Here is a 14,843-nt window from a genome sequence, read left to right as displayed (position 1 = left end):
AGCACCAGGCCAAGCACGGCGATCACCAGGCCCGGACGGCCCTGGCCGGCCACGCGCGCGGTCAGCGCGGTGCGCACCACATGGCGAACGAATGCGGATCCTTCGGCGCAGCGGCACCAGCACGTAGCGCTTGCGGCCCAGCCAGAACACGAAGGTAGCGATGAACATCAGGATGCCCGGGATGCCGAACGCCCACTCGCGGGCCCCAGTTCTTCAGCACCAGCGAATCAGCAGCGAGGCGAACAGCGAGCCGAAATTGATGATCCAGTAGAAGGCGTCGAGACAATCTTCGCCAGGTGCTTGTTGCTCTGGTCGAACTGGTCGCCCATGAACGAGGCACCAGCGGCTTGATGCCACCGGCGCCGAGCGCGATCAGGCCCAGGCCGAGGAAGAAGCCTTCGCGGCTGTCTCGAACAGCGCCAGGCACAGGTGGCCGGCGCAGTAGACCAGGCTGAACCAGAGGATGGTGTGGTATTTGCCGAGAACTTGTCGGCCAGCCAGCCACCGAGCAGCGGGAAGAAATACACGCCGATCATGAAGCTGTGCATGATGTCCTTGGCTTCACCGGCACGGCCTTCTGCAGTGATTTCCTGCAGCAGCAGCGAGGTGATCAGGAACTGCACCAGGATGTTGCGCATCCCGTAGAAACTGAACCGTTCGCAGGCCTCATTGCCGATGATGTACGGAATCTGGCGCGGCATCTTTCCTTGGCCGGCGATGGGGGCGACTGCGTCGTGGCTCATCCTGTAAGGCATTCCTGCAAAGCGAAAGGCGCAAGGTTACCGGAACCGGGGCTTGCGAAGCACGCTGCAGGGCTGCATGACAACGGTGCCAATCCATGGCAGGCCATCCCGCCCTGCCGGAAGTCACGGCACCTGCACGACAAAAGCGTAAACTTATCGTTATGCGCCCCCTCGCCCACGGCCCCGCCTCCTGCTCAGCTGTCTCTTGCTGCTGCTGGCGTTGCAGGCACAGGCCCGCCCGCAGGCGCCGGCCGCCGCCGCCAGCGAGAGCGAGCCCCGGCAACTGACCGTGGCCGCGCTGGAACTGCCCAGCCGCGATGACGCGCAATGGAAGCAGCGCCGCGAGCAGGTCGCACAGCTGCTGACCGAGCTGCAACCGGACGTGATCTCGGTGCAGCAGGTGCTGCAGCAGCAGGGCCGCAACCCGGCCTGCTGGCTGGCCAGCCGGCTGCGCTACAGCTGCGACTTCGTTACCGCCGATCCGCCGAGCCAGCCACTGCGGCATGGCAACGCCATGCTGACCCGGCTGCCGGTCAGCGAGGACGGCGTGACCCTGCTGCACCCTCCCGGCACCTTCAGCGCGGCCGGCATGATGCGGCTGAAGCTGGGCGAGGCGCTGGTCAACATCTATGTGGCGCGGCTGCGTCCGGACCCGGACGAGGCCACCGCCCGCCAGCACAGACCAGCGACCTGATGACCTGGATCGGCGCCACCGCCGAAGGCATGCCCAGCCTGATTGCCGGCGATTTCTCGGCCAACACGGTGGAACTGGTGCGCAGCACGCCGGGTTTCCAGCCGGCCCGGCGCAATCCCGGCGGCCGCGCCGAAGCGCCGGCGGCCAGTGGGGGGGGCAGCAGCGGCCACGGCCTGGACGTGCTGTTCCAGGTCAAGCACTTCGGCGGCATCCGCCAGCAGCCGATCCTGCTGCCGGCCGACGGCGACCTGCCCGGCCTGCGCCTGGGCGTGTTGGCCACCCTTCGCCTGCAGGGCGATACGGCCACCGCGGAATAGGCAGTGCCGCCGCTGACCGGCTCCCCGGCACCACACGGTTGCCGGCCAGCGGCCGGCACTACCGAATGACGACTGCAACAAAAAGGCCGGGTCTCCCCCGGCCTCTTCAGTTCATCCCGCTACCGCGATCAGGCGATCGCTTCCTGGTAACGGCGCTCGACTTCGTTCCAGTCGATGACGTTGAAGAACGCGCCGATGTATTCCGGGCGGCGGTTCTGGTACTTCAGGTAGTACGCGTGTTCCCACACGTCCAGGCCGAGGATGGGGGTGTTGCCTTCCATCAGCGGGCTGTCCTGGTTGCCGGTGCTCTCGACCACGACCTTCTTGTCCGGGGTCACGCTCAGCCACGCCCAGCCGCTGCCGAAACGGGTCAGCGCTGCCTTGGTGAAGGCATCCTTGAACTTGTCGAAGCCGCCCAGGTCCTTGTCGATGGCCTTGGCCACGTCGCCCACCGGGTTGCCACCGGCATTCGGGGCCATCACGGTCCAGAACAGCGAGTGGTTGGCATGGCCACCACCGTTGTTGCGCACCGGGCCCTGCAGGTTCTCCGGCAGCGACTTGAGCTTCTTCACCAGCTCTTCGACCGGCAGGTCAGCGTACTCGGTGCCTTCCAGCGCCGCGTTGACGTTGTTGATGTAGGTCTGGTGATGCTTGGTGTGATGGATTTCCATCGTCGCCGCATCGATATGCGGTTCCAGCGCGTCGTAGGCGTAGGACAGCTTGGGCAGGGTGTAGGCCATGATGCATCTCCTGATTGCGAGGGCACCCGACGGTGTCGGGCGGTGCGCGGTGAATGATGGGGACAGACCGCCAGATTACCAAGGGGGATGTAAAGGAAATTGCGTCCTGCCAGTGAGCACGACGGCAATTGTTACGCAGCAGTGACGCGGCGCCCTCCTCATGCACCATGCAGCGCGCAGGCGCTACAGTGCGTCCACCACCCTCGCCCGCCCCTGCCCATGCGCAACCCCCGGCTGCTGATCACCGCCATCGCCCTGCTGCTGCTCGGCCTGGTCGTCAACCATTTCCTGCAGCGGCCGCCGGCGCCACAGTTCGCGCCCGATCTGCAGGGCACGCCCGCCGCACGCGCGCCGGCCACCGCCTCGCCCGGCAAGGACAGCGGACTTCCCGCGTTCCTGCCCGCCGAAGCGCGCGCGACCATCGCCCTGATCCAGCGTGGCGGTCCGTTCCCACACCGCCAGGACGGCAGCACCTTCGGCAACCGCGAGCAGCAACTGCCGCAGCGCACACGCGGCTATTACCGCGAATACACCGTCGACACCCCCGGCGCGCGTACCCGCGGCACGCGCCGCATCGTCACCGGCGGCGATCCGCCGGAAGCGTGGTACTACACCGACGACCATTACGCATCATTCCGCAGCTTCACCGTACCGGCCCAGGGAGCGCAGTGATGAGCCACGATGATTTCGGCCTCGGCCTGCACGACATCAACAATGCCGGCGTCTATGCCATCGACAGCGATGACATCGACGCACTGGCCGCGGCGATGCGCGATGCCGGCCTGAAGGTGATCCGCATCGATCTGGAGGGCGTCGCCGACAAGCGCACCCTGCTCGCCCGGCTGGCCGCACAGCTGGATTTCCCGACCGGTTTCGGCGGCAACTGGGATGCGCTGTCGGACAACCTGCGCGACCTGCAATGGCTGCCGGCCAATGGCTACGCGCTGTTCCTGGCCGACGTGGACACGTTGCGCGCTGGTGCGCAGAAGGACTTCGACACCCTGCTGGACGTGATGGACGAGACCAGCCGCGACTGGGTCGGCCGCGACGTACCGTTCTGGGTGTTCCTGTCGCAGAGCGCGTAAGAGCACTGCCCTGGTGGATGCCGACCTTGATCGGCATGCGCTGATGCCTTGGTAGACGCCGACCTTGGTCGGCATTTCTGTGCCAACCAAGGTTGGCACCTACCAAAGCGCGAGCCGGCCAGTGCGTGGGGCGCGGCCGACGCGCTAGCGGCTCCCGTTATCTTCCTGCAGCTCTTTCTTGAACGGGATGTCCGGCGGCGGTCGTGCCACGGCCGGCTGGTCCTGCATGTTGGGGTTGGTCAGGCCACAGCCGCCACCGGCCTGCAGGATCGAAATGACGCAGGAGATCCTTGTGTTGGTGCCCGGCAATGGAATCTCCATCGCCTTGACGCCCTTGCGCACCCATTCGGCCAGCAGCGATTCCTGCGGCACCCAGTATTTGTCGAACGACGTCGGCGTGTAGTCGTACGGCGGGCGCTTCAGCCATGTGCCCGACTGCGCGATGCGCTCCTTGCTCCAGCCATCATTGGCACCACCGGGCGCACCGCGCTCGGCATGGCCATCGCCTTCCTGGCCCGGCACGCGCACGCTGCCATCGGCATTGAACAGGCCGCTGCCCTTGCCGGCAGTGCTGGCCTGGCGGGCGCCACTGCTGGCACCGTCACGGTTGCGGCTGGAAGACCCCCAGTCATCGCCCTTGGCAGGTGTCGCCCAGTTGCCTGGATCGGGCGCCGGGTGCGCTCCTGCGTTCGCCGGTGTATTGCTGGACGCTGACGGACGCGTGCTGCTGCTCGCCTGCGTCGCGCTGCCCTGGGCCGCAGTTGCAGGCGCCGCCGTGGCACTGCCACTGGAAGATGCCGGTGCTGCCACCGGTGCCGAGGCCACCTCCCGTTCGCGCACCTGCACGTCGCGGCCGGTGGGCGCGCGTACGGCGGGCTCACGTCCGGCCACCGCCGCCATCCGCACCTGCGGATCGGCCACGGCCTGCACTTCACGTTCGCGCACCTGCACGTCCTGCTGCGGCACGCGCACCTGCATTTCCGCGCTGCGCAACGGTTGTGGTGCGACCGGCGCATCGACCGTACTGACTTCGCGTTCGCGCACCTGGATGTCACGCACCTGCGGCGTGCGCACGGCCAGTTCCGGGGTGCGCACCTGGCTTGGCGCCGGCGGCGCCTGCACCGGCTGCACGCTGCGCTCGCGCACAACGGGTGTGCTGTCACGCGGCACGACGCTCACTTCGGTACGCGGCACACTGACCGGCGGCACCACGAAATCCGTGCTGGCCTGCGCCACTTCGGTGGCCTGGACGGGCGAAGGCGGCGGAGCGGCAACCGGCGCGGGCTCGGCTTCGGCCGGCGGTGGTGGAATGCTGGCGGTCGGCGCGGATGCCGGGGATGAGGCGGCGGCTTCGGCAGCCACCGGACGCGGCGCAGGGGCCTTGGCAGCGCCCGCCTCCTGGCCCGTCGCAACCCGACCCGCCGCCGCGGCCGCAGCCGCTTCGGCGCCCGGCTGATCGCCACCGCCTTCCTGCGTGGCGCGGCCGACGAACTCCACCTGCACGCGCTCGCCCTCGGCGCCCTCTTCGTCCGGCGCGGTGGTACGGATCACCGCCACCCATAGCAGCAGCATGAAGAACAGCAGGTGCAGCAGTGCACTGACCAGTGCCGAGGTCCAGCGCATCCAGCGCTGGTCGCGCGGCGCGGCGTCCCAGTCCTGCCAGAACAAACGGCGCAGCGCCTGCCACGGCGACAGCCGCGGCGACTGGCCGGGCGGGCCCGGCAGCGGGCGCGGCAGGAAAACTGCGATCACGTCGCGGGCATGGAACGGCCGCGGCAGCGGCCCCAGCGAGCGCAGCCACAGCGCCCAGCCATAGGGCAGGCGCGTGGTCTTCTCGAGGACGGCGCGGGGCTGCTGGCGCGCCAGCAGCAGGTCAATGAGTTGCTCGGCCCGGGTCAGAGGCACGCGTCAGCGATCAGGCGACGTTGCCGCGCGGAATGTACGGCGCGTGGCCGCTGTCGTGGTCGGTCGCGTCGCGCACGGCGGTCACGCCCGGCACGCGGCCCATCAGGGTCTTTTCGATGCCCTGCTTGAGCGTCACGTCAGCCATGCCGCAGCCCTGGCAGCCACCACCGAAGCGCAACAGCACCACGCCGTCGGACGAGACTTCCTGCACAGCCACCTTGCCGCCATGCGAGGCCAGCTGCGGATTGACTTCGTTCTCCACCACCCAGTGCACGCGCTCGACCAGCGAGGCGGCATCACCGGGCGCTTCACCCTTGATGCGCGGCGCCTTGATGGTCAGCTGCTGGGCACCGGCGGTGCCGGCGACGATGTCGATCTCGGCGCCATCGAGCCAGCCAACGCTGCCGGCGTCCACATAGAGGGTGAAACCATCGCAGTCCACCGCCCACTCGTCACCGAGCAGGTCGGTCGGTTCGGCGAATTCCAGCCGGGCATCGGCGCGCGGCGTACCGGGGTCGACCGCGCTCAGGCGCACGCCCATGCCGGGCACGCCCTCGCGTTCGATCAACTTGCGGAAATGGGTCTGGGCAGTGTCGGAGATCTGGATCATCAGGCTATTCTAGCCAAGTAAGCGTCAGCCGCTCATTCGGTTTATACACCGTCCGGCGCATTGTTCAGTCAACACGAGGTGGAGATTCCCATGGCCGACCTGATTCCACTGGCCCAGGCCCGTTGCGTGCCACGCAAAGGCAGCGACCACAAGCTCGGCGAAGCCCGCCTGGCCGAACTGCTGCCGCAGATTCCCGGCTGGGAGCTGAGCGAGGGTGGTCAGGCCCTGTCGCGCACCTTCCGCTTCAAGGATTACTACGCCACCATGGCCTTCGTGAACGCGCTGGCCTGGATTGCCCACCGCGAGGACCACCATCCGGACCTGGGCGTGCACTACGACCGCGCGGTCGTGCGCTTCTCCACCCACGATGTGGGCGGCCTGAGCGAGAACGACTTCATCTGCGCGGCAAAGACTTCGGCCCTGACGGAGCAACTGCCATGAACGTACGTTTGCTGAGCCTGTCCCTGATCGCTGCGACCGGCCTGGCCGGCTGTGGCACGTCCGAACCGCCGGCACCGCCACCGCCGCCGCCGACCGAAGTGGCCGCGGTGAAGACGCCGCCGCCGCAGTACCCGCTGGAACTGGCCTGCATGGGCGTGGGTGGCACCAGCACCTTCAAGGTGACCATCGGCACCGACGGCAAGCCGAGCGAAGTGGCGCTGCTCACAGGCGCCGGCAACCCGCAGCTGGACGAACTGGCCAAGACCGCCGTGCAGGGCTGGCAGTTCAATGCCGCCACCCGCAACGGCCAGCCGGTGCCGGCCACCATCCAGGTGCCGGTCAGCTTCAACCCGCCGCAGCCGAAGCCGGACCAGTGCTTCGCCATCGAAGAACGCCTGCGCCGCGGCGGCTGATCGCGCGCACACCCGACGAGGCCAGCCGACGCCCGCCTCGCCCTCGCCGCCCCGGCACTGCCCGGGGCGGTTGTCTGTTGACCAGGACCGCGTCGGTAGATGCTGCAGATTCCCCCCGAGAACATCTGGATCGCGCTGGCGGTCACCCTTGCGGCCGGCCTCGCCACCGCGATCGGCAGCCTGCTGGTGCTGTTCTCGCGCCGGCCGAATCCGCGCCTGCTGGCCTTCGGCCTGGCCTTCGCCGGTGGCGCGATGGTCTATGTGTCGCTGTCGGAGATCCTCAACAAGTCCATTGCGTCGTTCGCCCTGGCCTATGGCGAGCGCACCGGCTTCACCTACGGCACCCTGGCCTTTCTGCTGGGCGTGATCGTGATCGTGCTGATCGACCACTTCATTCCGAACCCGCATGACAGCCTGGACAAGCAGGACCCGGCGTTCCGCGAGAACAGCCGCGAGTACCTGAAGCGCGTCGCTCTGCTGACCTCGATCGCGATCACCGCGCACAATTTCCCGGAAGGGCTCGCAACCTTCTTCGCGACGCTGGAGAGCCCGTCGGTGGGCATGCCGCTGGCCTTCGCCATCGCCATCCACAACATCCCCGAGGGCATCGCCATTGCGGTGCCGGTGTACTTCGCCACCCAGAACAAGTTCTACGCGTTCAGCGCCAGCCTGCTGTCGGGCCTGGCCGAACCGGTGGGCGCGGCGCTCGGCTACTGGCTGCTGTCCGGATCGCTGTCGCACGCCACGTTCGGCTGGGTGTTCGGGCTGATCGCCGGCGTGATGGTGTTCCTGGCGCTGGATGAACTACTGCCGGCGGCCAAGCGCTATGCGAAGGGCCACGAGACGGTTTACGGGCTGGTGGCAGGCATGGGCACGCTGGCGATCAGCCTGGTGCTGTTCAAGTGGTGAGGGGGTTTACGACCCGCCCTGTAGAGTCGAGCCATGCTCGACTGGCTTTCCGCACGACCCGACCGAAGCGCAGTCGAGCATGGCTCGACTCTACAACGGGAGCGCCGGGCACGGCCCGGCGCCAGCTTCAGCGCAGCCGGTCCAGCGCCTCGACCAGCTCGTCGGCCAGCGGCGCGTTCAGCACGTAGGGGCTCTTGCCGTCGTCCAGTGCGAACTCCAGCGAGGCTGCGTGCAGGAACAGGCGCTTCAGCCCGATCTGCTCACGAAGCCGCTTGTTGACCGCAGGATCGCCGTATTTATCGTCACCAGCCACCGGATGCCCCAGATGCTGGGCATGCACGCGGATCTGGTGGGTACGACCGGTCTCGATGCGCACCTCGCAGTAGGAATGGCCCCCGCGGCGTTCCAGCACACGGAAGTGGCTGATCGATTCCTTGCCGATCGCATTGACCTGCACATGGCGCTCGCCGCCCTGGCGCAGGCCCACGTGCAGCGGCGCATCGACCGTCATCACGCCGTCGGGCATGCGCCCGGCCAGCAGGGTCAGGTAGCGCTTGCGGATGCCGGCGCCGTGGTCTTCACGCAACAGCGCCTGCAGCTCGCTCAACGCCGAACGCTTCTTGGCGACGATCAGAAGGCCCGAGGTGTCGCGATCCAGCCGATGGACCAGCTCCAGGGTCTGGCCCGGGCGCAGGGCGCGCAGGGTCTCGATGGCGCCGAAGCTGATGCCGCTGCCGCCGTGGCTGGCCACGCCGGTGGGCTTGTTCAGGGCCAGCAGGCGGGCATCCTCGAAGACGATGGCCTGCTCCAGGCGGCGCATGAACGCCTCCGGCGGACCGGCCTTGTCTCCCCTCTTCGGTGAGACGAACTGGCGGCACACGCACCTCGTCTCCGGCCTCGAGCTTGCGTTCGGCCTTGGCGCGGCCACCATTCACCCCGTACCTGGCCGCTGCGCACCAGCTTGTAGACCAGGCTGCGCGGGGCACCCTTCAGCTGGCCGAGCAGGAAGTTGTCCAGGCGCTGGCCGGCGCGGTCGGCGGGAACGGTGATCATGCGCACGGAAGGCTTGTCGCCAGCGGGTTTGGTGGGGTCTTGGGCAGTAATCAGGCTGTTTATTCTGTTACACTCGGGGGGCGAGATAAGGGATTGATTTCGTTGGAAGTTACTCAGGGCCAGAAGCCCAGCTTCCGACGAATCCGGCACAGTGCGCGACCACCGCCCGCGGGGCGGCCATGTTAGCGGCTCACCGGCCTTCCCGGCCATCGCCGGATGCCTGACACGCAACCGTGCTGAACATGTCCCGCGTGGCGCTCCAGCCTGGCTGACAGCTGCCTGCGGCCTGTAACACCCCAAAACCCATAAGAGTGAAGCGCTCCCGCGGCCTGCCGTGGTGTCGTAGCGCTGGAAACCCAAGCCGCCCTCCCCGCGCTTGCGCGAATGGGCGGCGAACCGTGTCCAGAGGCGAAACCCCATGGCGTTCCGCGCGGTAGCCGCTTGCGAGGAACGCAACAATGAAGCGAATGCTGATCAACGCCACGCAGGCTGAAGAGCTGCGTGTTGCCATCGTGGATGGCCAGTCGTTGTATGACATCGACATCGAACAGCCGTCGAAGGAACAGAAGAAGTCCAACATCTACAAGGGCCGGATCTTCCGCATCGAGCCCTCGCTGGAAGCCGCCTTCGTCGAGTACGGCGGTGGCCGCCATGGCTTCCTGCCGCTGAAGGAAATCTCCCGCGACTACTTCCAGGCCGGTGTCGACCACAACAAGGCCGGCATCCGCGAGCTGCTGAAGGAAGGCCAGGAGATCGTCGTCCAGGTGGACAAGGAAGAGCGTGGCAACAAGGGCGCCGCCCTGACCACGTTCATCTCGCTGGCCGGCCGCTACATGGTGCTGATGCCGAACTCGCCCAGCGCCGGCGGTGTCTCCCGCCGCATCGAGGGTGAAGACCGGGCCGCACTGAAGGACGCCCTGGACAAGCTGAACATCCCCGACGACATGGGCGTGATCATCCGTACCGCCGGCGTCGGCCGCGATGCGGAAGAGCTGCAGTGGGACCTGGACTACCTGCTCAACGTCTGGCGCGCCATCGCCGAAGCCGCGTTGAGCAAGCCGGCCCCGTTCCTGATCTACCAGGAATCGCGCCTGATCGTGCGCGCCCTGCGTGACTACCTGCGCGCCGACATCGGCGAGATCCTGGTGGACACCGAGGAGATGTACGAGCACGCCCGCGAGTTCATGCAGCAGGTGATGCCGCAGACCCTGCGCAAGCTCAAGCACTACAAGGACGACATCCCGCTGTTCAACCCGCTTCCAGATCGAATCGCAGATCGAAGGTGCCTACGAGCGCAACGTGCGCCTGCCGTCGGGCGGCTCGATCGTGGTCGACCAGACCGAAGCGCTGACCGCGGTCGACGTGAACTCCTCGCGCGCCACCAAGGGCAGCGACATCGAGGACACCGCATTCCAGACCAACCTGGAAGCGGCCGAGGAAGTGGCCCGCCAGCTGCGCCTGCGCGACCTGGGCGGCCTGGTGGTGATCGACTTCATCGACATGGCCTCCAACAAGCACCAGCGCGAAGTCGAGAACCGCCTCGCCAACGCGCTGAAGTACGACCGTGCCCGCGTTCAGGTCGGCCGCATCTCGCGCTTCGGCCTGCTGGAAATGAGCCGCCAGCGCCTGCGCCCGAGCCTGGGTGAATCCAGCCAGATCGTCTGCCCGCGCTGCGACGGCCACGGCCGCATGCGCAGCGTCGAGTCGCTGTCGCTGTCGATCATCCGCGTTGCCGAAGAGCACGCGATGAAGGAGAACACCGGGCAGGTGCTGGTGCAGGCCCCGGTGGAGATCGCCCATTTACCTGCTGAACGAAAAGCGCAGCGCCCTGCGCGAGATCGACAGCGCCACGAGGCGCCGATCGTGATCGTCGCCGACGAGCAGCTGCACACCCCGCACTACACCGTCACCCGCCTGCGCGAGAACGAGCTGGGTGAAGAGAGCAACAAGCCCAGCTACCAGCGCGGCACCCCCGCGCAAGCTGCCGGTGCACGCCCTGACCAAGGGCCAGCTGAACATCCCGCCCGCCGGCGGTGGACCCAGGTCAAGCACACCTCCCCCGCCCCGGTGCGCGAGGAAGTGGAGCCGGCCGCAGCGGGGGGGCCCCCGGCCCCGGTCGTGGCAGCGCCGGTTGCAGCGGCCCCGAGCGGCGGCGTGATCGGTTGGCTCAAGCGCGTGTTCGGTGGCGAACCGGCGCCGGCACCGGCACCGGCGGCCCCTGTCGCCCGCCAGCAGCAGGACGGCGGCCGCAAGGACCGCAACAAGGATCGCAACAAGGACCGCAAGGAGCGCCGCGACGACAGCCGTGGCAACGGCGGCAACGGCAATGCGCAGCAGCAGAAGGACGGCGGCAACCGCAAGGACCGTGGTGAGCAGCGCAAGGACGGCCGCAACGGCAACAACGGCAATGCCCAGCAGCAGCCGCAGCAGGGCAAGCAGAAGGAGCCGCAGCAGAAGGACGGCCAGCAGCCGCAGCAGCAGAACAAGCCGCGCAACGAGCAGCAGGGCCAGAACCAGAACCAGCAGCAGCCGAAGCTGAAGCAGCCCAAGCAGCCGCGCCAGCAGCAGGACGGTGACAAGCCGGCCGAGAAGCCGCAGCGCAGCGCCGCCGAGGCACCGGCCGAGGCCGTGACCGCGGCTGCCGCCGTGGCCGCCACGGCGGTCGCCGCCAACGTGGTGACCGCTCAGGAAGCGACCGCGCCGGTGGCGCCGGTTGCACCCGATGGCTGCCGCTTCGCCGGAGGCCGCCGCACCGGCCGACACCACTGCCAACGCCGGCAACGAGGCCGAGGCGAATGCCGTGACCGGTGAAGAGGCTGCCCTCGACGCCAACGGCGAGCAGGCCGGTGAAGGCGCGGACCCCGCCGCCGCCGTGGCCGTCGTGGTGGCCGTCGCCGTCGCCGTGGTGGCGCCGAGAACGCTGCCGGCAACGACGGCCTGGGCGATGACCAGGACGACGCGGACGACAGTGATGACACCGATGTTGCTGATGTCGCGAGCCAAGCAACGACAACGCTGCCGGGGCCACTCCGGTCGCCGCTGCGCAGGCCGGCCCGTTCGCAGCCGGAATTCGATTTCGATGACGAAGCCGAACCGACCGCTGCCGAAGCCGAGAAGCCGGTCCGCGCCGCCGCCGCTGTTGTCGCCGCACCGGTCGCGGTGGTGAGCAGCGCGGTGGTCGATGCCCCTGCGCCGGTCGTGGCCGAGGTACAGGCTCCGGGTCGAAACCGTGGCCAAGGCCGAACCGGCGTCGTCGCCGGTGCAGACCAGCATGCTCGATGCCATCGACGCTGCGACCCCGGCCCAGCCGGCGGGTAGCGACAGCCCCGGCGGTCGAAGCGAAGCCGGTGGTGGTTGAGGTTGCCCCGGTCGCTGAAGCCACTCCCGGTGGCCGAAGTGAAGCCGGTCGTCGCCGAGGCTGCACCGATCGTGGAATCGAAGCCGCAGGTTGTTGAAGCGGCCCCCGGTGGGTTGAAATCCAGCCGCTGGCGGTTGAGGCTGCCCCGGTGGTGGAGGCCGCTCCCGCGGTTGAAGCCAAGCCGATCGTCGAGACTGCGCCGGTCGCCGAACAGCCGGTCGCTCCGGTGGCGGTCGAAGCTGCGCCGGTGGAAGCTGCGGCCCCCGGTCGCCGATGCGGTGGTGACAGCCGTCGATCGATCCGGTCGCCGATGGCCACGCCGACGCCGCCGCGCAGGCCGCAGAAGCCAAGGCCGAGGAAGAAGACGAGGACGCCGCCCAAGCGCACGCCGCCGGCAAACTGATCGCGCTGTGATCGCGTAGAAAACGAAACGGCGGGGATCGATGATCCCCGCCGTTTTTGTTTGTGCGTCGGGCGCGTGCAGCGCTCTGGTAGAGGCCAACCTTGGTTGGCGCCGTTGATTCAATGCACGCGGACACGCCGGTGCCAACCAGGGTTGGCACCTACCAGAGCATGACGCCCCGCGGCGTCAGCGGCGCCGGGGCGAACTGCAGGCGGGTCCAGACCCCGTAATGATCCGACGCCCAGCGACCGCTGTCATCGGGCTGGTCGAACAGGAGTTTGGCCTCGCGCGCGACCATCCGGTCCTGCTGGAAGAAGATGTGGTCGATGCGCGAGGGCGCCTGGTAATAGTGCCGGTTCAACGTACTGACGCCGGTCAGAGTCGGTGTTGACGTGCACGCTGCCATAGCTGTCGCCGTAATGGCTGCGCAGCTCGCTCAGGTCGCCTGCGTCCACCAGCGCATTGAAGTCGCCGGCGATCACCACCGGCGCGCCGGCCGAGGTAGCGGTGATGAAGCGCAGCAGGTCCTCGACCTGGGTACGACGGATGCCGTGGCCACTCTCGTCGTTGCGCTCGTTGAGATGCGTGGCGTAGACGTTCACCGGCGTGCCTTCGACGTCGATGCGCAGGTGAGCCACCGTGCGGTAGTCGTCCAACGGCAGCAGCAGATGATCCCCCTGGGCGAGGATCGGCCGCCGGGTCAGCAACGCATTGCCGTAGCGCTTCGGTGCGCCCACCGGATCGGTGGACACGAAACACATACTTGTAGCCGAGCTGGCTGGCCAGCCATTGCGCCTGGTTGCGCACGTTACGGCGCTGGATCACCTCCTGCAGGGCAACCGCATCCGGCTGCAGGCGCTTGAGCTCGGCCAGGATGGTGCGGCGCCGGCTCGGCCAGTCTTCGCGGTCCATGATGCAGGTTGAAGGTGACCATGCTCATGCCCGGCGCGCTGGCAACGTCGGACGCCGCGGTCGTGGCAGCCGGTTCGGCCGCCATCATCACGCCCGGCAATGCCAATGCAATGGCCAGCCCCAGGGCGCGCACCGTCGCGCGCACCCCTGCCCCCTGTTGCTTCATCGTTACTGCCCCTTGCGTTCGGCGCGGCGCACCGCGCTCGGTACGTCGATCTCGACCCGCGCCGGCAGCTGGTGCACGTGCAGTTCCTTGTTGACCCCACTCGGCCGCTTCGCCGTTGATGGTCGCCTCGCCCGGATCGCCCGCATACGGCCACGGCAGCACCACGCCACCGACCGGTGGCACCAGGCCCGGCTGCACCTCCAGCACCAGCTGCTTGTCGCTGCGCTGCAGGCGGTAGTTGAGCTGGCCCTGCGGCGTGCGCAGTCCCTGCACGGCGATGCCCTCGCCCTGCAGCCAGGCGGTCGGAATGCCGGCGGCAAGCACCAGTGCATCGTCCATGTCACGGCTGTAGGCGAACATGTCCAAGGCCGAGCGCACGAAGTCCGAGGCCACCCAGGCATGCGGCAGGTCACCGACGAAGAACGGCTTGCGTGGCGTGCGCGAAACCACTTCGGCCCACTGGTTCCAGGCCTGCGGCGCACGGTCCTTGAAGAAGAACTCGGTCGCCTGCCAGGCGCGATCACGCCAGCCCAGGCGGACGAAGGCAGCTACGTTGCGCCACTCATAGGGCGTGTAGTCCTTCCACTCGCGCGTTGCCATCGCGACGCGCCACGAATTCCTTCCAATAGCGCTCGAAGGTTGCGTCCAACGCCTGCTAGCGGGAAGGCGCCCCTGCTCACCGCCCGGGGCCAGCGCGATGGTAGTCGAGGTCGCATCGAAATCGCCAAGCTCGGCCGAACCCGGCAGGTAATCGATGTTGTGCTGCTGCATCGCCGACAGCAGCGAAGCCTGCAGGTCATCACGGAACTGATCACGCGATTCGGCGATCTGCATCGCCTCGACCTTGCCCAGCTGGGCCGCCAGCGATGCCGCGTCCTTGTAGCCGCGCAACGCCCAGAAATTATCCCAGTACGAATGCATCGGCTTGGCCGAATAGCCTTCGTGGCTGATCGAGGCCGGCATCATCCCGTAGAACGCCGGATTGCGCGCAACGATTCTCGTCCGTGCGCTCGCTGGCGCGCAGCTGCTCCATGTAGCTGTAGGCGCCCTGCACATGCGGCCACATCAGCTCGGCGAAAGTGCTGTCACCGGTG

General features: G+C 67.9%; 13 protein-coding genes and 5 pseudogenes. 11 read left to right on the top strand and 7 right to left on the bottom strand.

Going from position 1 to position 14,843, the window contains the following annotated elements:
• Nucleotides 1-743, bottom strand: a pseudogene (locus AB1281_RS01460) (MFS transporter); the annotation flags it as partial.
• A 205-nt stretch (nucleotides 744-948) separates the two neighbouring features.
• Here AB1281_RS01460 and AB1281_RS01455 point away from each other — a divergent pair.
• Nucleotides 949-1,437 (top strand): endonuclease/exonuclease/phosphatase family protein, encoded by a 489-nt coding sequence (locus AB1281_RS01455; RefSeq protein WP_430344902.1) that lies wholly within the window; start codon nucleotides 949-951, stop codon nucleotides 1,435-1,437.
• Nucleotides 1,437-1,754, top strand: coding sequence for a hypothetical protein (locus AB1281_RS01450; RefSeq protein WP_430344901.1), 318 nt, complete (start codon nucleotides 1,437-1,439; stop codon nucleotides 1,752-1,754). Before AB1281_RS01455 ends, AB1281_RS01450 begins: the two co-directional genes overlap by 1 nt.
• Before the next feature lie 128 nt (nucleotides 1,755-1,882).
• Here AB1281_RS01450 and AB1281_RS01445 read toward each other — a convergent pair whose 3' ends face one another.
• On the bottom strand, nucleotides 1,883-2,494 hold the full coding sequence (locus AB1281_RS01445) for a superoxide dismutase (protein WP_005410310.1): 612 nt from the start codon (nucleotides 2,492-2,494) through the stop codon (nucleotides 1,883-1,885).
• A 219-nt stretch (nucleotides 2,495-2,713) separates the two neighbouring features.
• Between AB1281_RS01445 and AB1281_RS01440 the strand changes: the two genes are divergently transcribed.
• Both AB1281_RS01440 and AB1281_RS01435 read left to right on the top strand, forming a co-directional pair.
• The gene (locus AB1281_RS01440) at nucleotides 2,714-3,166 is read left to right on the top strand and encodes a ribonuclease domain-containing protein (protein WP_430344900.1); all 453 of its coding nucleotides are present in this window, start codon (nucleotides 2,714-2,716) and stop codon (nucleotides 3,164-3,166) included.
• Nucleotides 3,166-3,579 (top strand): barstar family protein, encoded by a 414-nt coding sequence (locus AB1281_RS01435; RefSeq protein ID WP_430344899.1) that lies wholly within the window; start codon nucleotides 3,166-3,168, stop codon nucleotides 3,577-3,579. Before AB1281_RS01440 ends, AB1281_RS01435 begins: the two co-directional genes overlap by 1 nt.
• A 144-nt stretch (nucleotides 3,580-3,723) precedes the next feature.
• Here the strand turns inward: AB1281_RS01435 and AB1281_RS01430 are convergent, their stop codons facing one another.
• Nucleotides 3,724-5,484, bottom strand: a complete 1,761-nt coding sequence (locus AB1281_RS01430; protein WP_430344898.1) for a hypothetical protein — start codon at nucleotides 5,482-5,484, stop codon at nucleotides 3,724-3,726.
• 10 nt (nucleotides 5,485-5,494) lie between these two features.
• Nucleotides 5,495-6,094: an NfuA family Fe-S biogenesis protein gene (locus AB1281_RS01425; protein WP_014037813.1), complete on the bottom strand. Its 600-nt coding sequence runs from the start codon at nucleotides 6,092-6,094 to the stop codon at nucleotides 5,495-5,497.
• Nucleotides 6,095-6,184: 90 nt separating this feature from the next.
• On the opposite strand from AB1281_RS01425, the gene AB1281_RS01420 reads away from it, so the two are divergent.
• The 3 genes from AB1281_RS01420 to zupT all read left to right on the top strand — a co-directional run bounded on the left by AB1281_RS01420 (nucleotide 6,185) and on the right by zupT (nucleotide 7,857).
• Nucleotides 6,185-6,535 (top strand): 4a-hydroxytetrahydrobiopterin dehydratase, encoded by a 351-nt coding sequence (locus tag AB1281_RS01420; protein ID WP_006456031.1) that lies wholly within the window; start codon nucleotides 6,185-6,187, stop codon nucleotides 6,533-6,535.
• Nucleotides 6,532-6,948 (top strand): energy transducer TonB, encoded by a 417-nt coding sequence (locus AB1281_RS01415; protein WP_014037814.1) that lies wholly within the window; start codon nucleotides 6,532-6,534, stop codon nucleotides 6,946-6,948. The genes AB1281_RS01420 and AB1281_RS01415 overlap by 4 nt, the downstream gene beginning before the upstream one ends.
• 99 nt (nucleotides 6,949-7,047) lie before the next feature.
• Complete coding sequence (gene zupT / locus AB1281_RS01410; protein ID WP_014037815.1) at nucleotides 7,048-7,857, top strand: zinc transporter ZupT; 810 nt, start codon at nucleotides 7,048-7,050, stop codon at nucleotides 7,855-7,857.
• 127 nt (nucleotides 7,858-7,984) lie between these two features.
• On the opposite strand, the pseudogene AB1281_RS01405 reads toward zupT, so the two are convergent.
• A pseudogene (locus AB1281_RS01405) lies at nucleotides 7,985-8,910 on the bottom strand (RluA family pseudouridine synthase).
• 458 nt (nucleotides 8,911-9,368) lie between these two features.
• Here AB1281_RS01405 and AB1281_RS01400 point away from each other — a divergent pair.
• The 4 genes and pseudogenes from AB1281_RS01400 to AB1281_RS01385 all read left to right on the top strand — a co-directional run.
• Nucleotides 9,369-10,103, top strand: a pseudogene (locus AB1281_RS01400) (ribonuclease E/G); the annotation flags it as partial.
• Between the two features lie 106 nt (nucleotides 10,104-10,209).
• Nucleotides 10,210-11,721 (top strand): ribonuclease E/G, encoded by a 1,512-nt coding sequence (locus AB1281_RS01395; RefSeq protein WP_430344897.1) that lies wholly within the window; start codon nucleotides 10,210-10,212, stop codon nucleotides 11,719-11,721.
• Complete coding sequence (locus AB1281_RS01390; RefSeq protein WP_430344896.1) at nucleotides 11,633-12,076, top strand: hypothetical protein; 444 nt, start codon at nucleotides 11,633-11,635, stop codon at nucleotides 12,074-12,076. The genes AB1281_RS01395 and AB1281_RS01390 overlap by 89 nt, the downstream gene beginning before the upstream one ends.
• A 63-nt stretch (nucleotides 12,077-12,139) precedes the next feature.
• The gene (locus AB1281_RS01385) at nucleotides 12,140-12,268 is read left to right on the top strand and encodes a hypothetical protein (protein WP_430344895.1); all 129 of its coding nucleotides are present in this window, start codon (nucleotides 12,140-12,142) and stop codon (nucleotides 12,266-12,268) included.
• Nucleotides 12,269-12,831: 563 nt separating this feature from the next.
• Here AB1281_RS01385 and AB1281_RS01380 read toward each other — a convergent pair.
• A pseudogene (locus AB1281_RS01380) lies at nucleotides 12,832-13,749 on the bottom strand (endonuclease/exonuclease/phosphatase family protein).
• A 2-nt stretch (nucleotides 13,750-13,751) separates the two neighbouring features.
• Nucleotides 13,752-14,843: pseudogene (locus AB1281_RS01375) on the bottom strand (discoidin domain-containing protein); the annotation flags it as partial.

The sequence above is a fragment of the Stenotrophomonas sp. NRRL B-14846 genome, from assembly GCF_050473585.1.
Classification (GTDB): domain Bacteria; phylum Pseudomonadota; class Gammaproteobacteria; order Xanthomonadales; family Xanthomonadaceae; genus Stenotrophomonas.
This window is presented reverse-complemented; position numbering and strand designations above follow the sequence as displayed.

Excerpts from the sequence above, each read along its gene's own strand:
- AB1281_RS01450 (WP_430344901.1), top strand. The coding sequence starts at position 1,437 with ATGACCTGGATCGGCGCCACCGCCGAAGGCATGCCCAGCCTGATTGCC.
- AB1281_RS01445 (WP_005410310.1), bottom strand. The coding sequence starts at position 2,494 with ATGGCCTACACCCTGCCCAAGCTGTCCTACGCCTACGACGCGCTGGAA.
- AB1281_RS01440 (WP_430344900.1), top strand. The coding sequence starts at position 2,714 with ATGCGCAACCCCCGGCTGCTGATCACCGCCATCGCCCTGCTGCTGCTC.
- AB1281_RS01435 (WP_430344899.1), top strand. The coding sequence starts at position 3,166 with ATGAGCCACGATGATTTCGGCCTCGGCCTGCACGACATCAACAATGCC.
- AB1281_RS01425 (WP_014037813.1), bottom strand. The coding sequence starts at position 6,094 with ATGATCCAGATCTCCGACACTGCCCAGACCCATTTCCGCAAGTTGATC.
- AB1281_RS01420 (WP_006456031.1), top strand. The coding sequence starts at position 6,185 with ATGGCCGACCTGATTCCACTGGCCCAGGCCCGTTGCGTGCCACGCAAA.
- AB1281_RS01415 (WP_014037814.1), top strand. The coding sequence starts at position 6,532 with ATGAACGTACGTTTGCTGAGCCTGTCCCTGATCGCTGCGACCGGCCTG.
- zupT (WP_014037815.1), top strand. The coding sequence starts at position 7,048 with ATGCTGCAGATTCCCCCCGAGAACATCTGGATCGCGCTGGCGGTCACC.
- AB1281_RS01390 (WP_430344896.1), top strand. The coding sequence starts at position 11,633 with ATGGCTGCCGCTTCGCCGGAGGCCGCCGCACCGGCCGACACCACTGCC.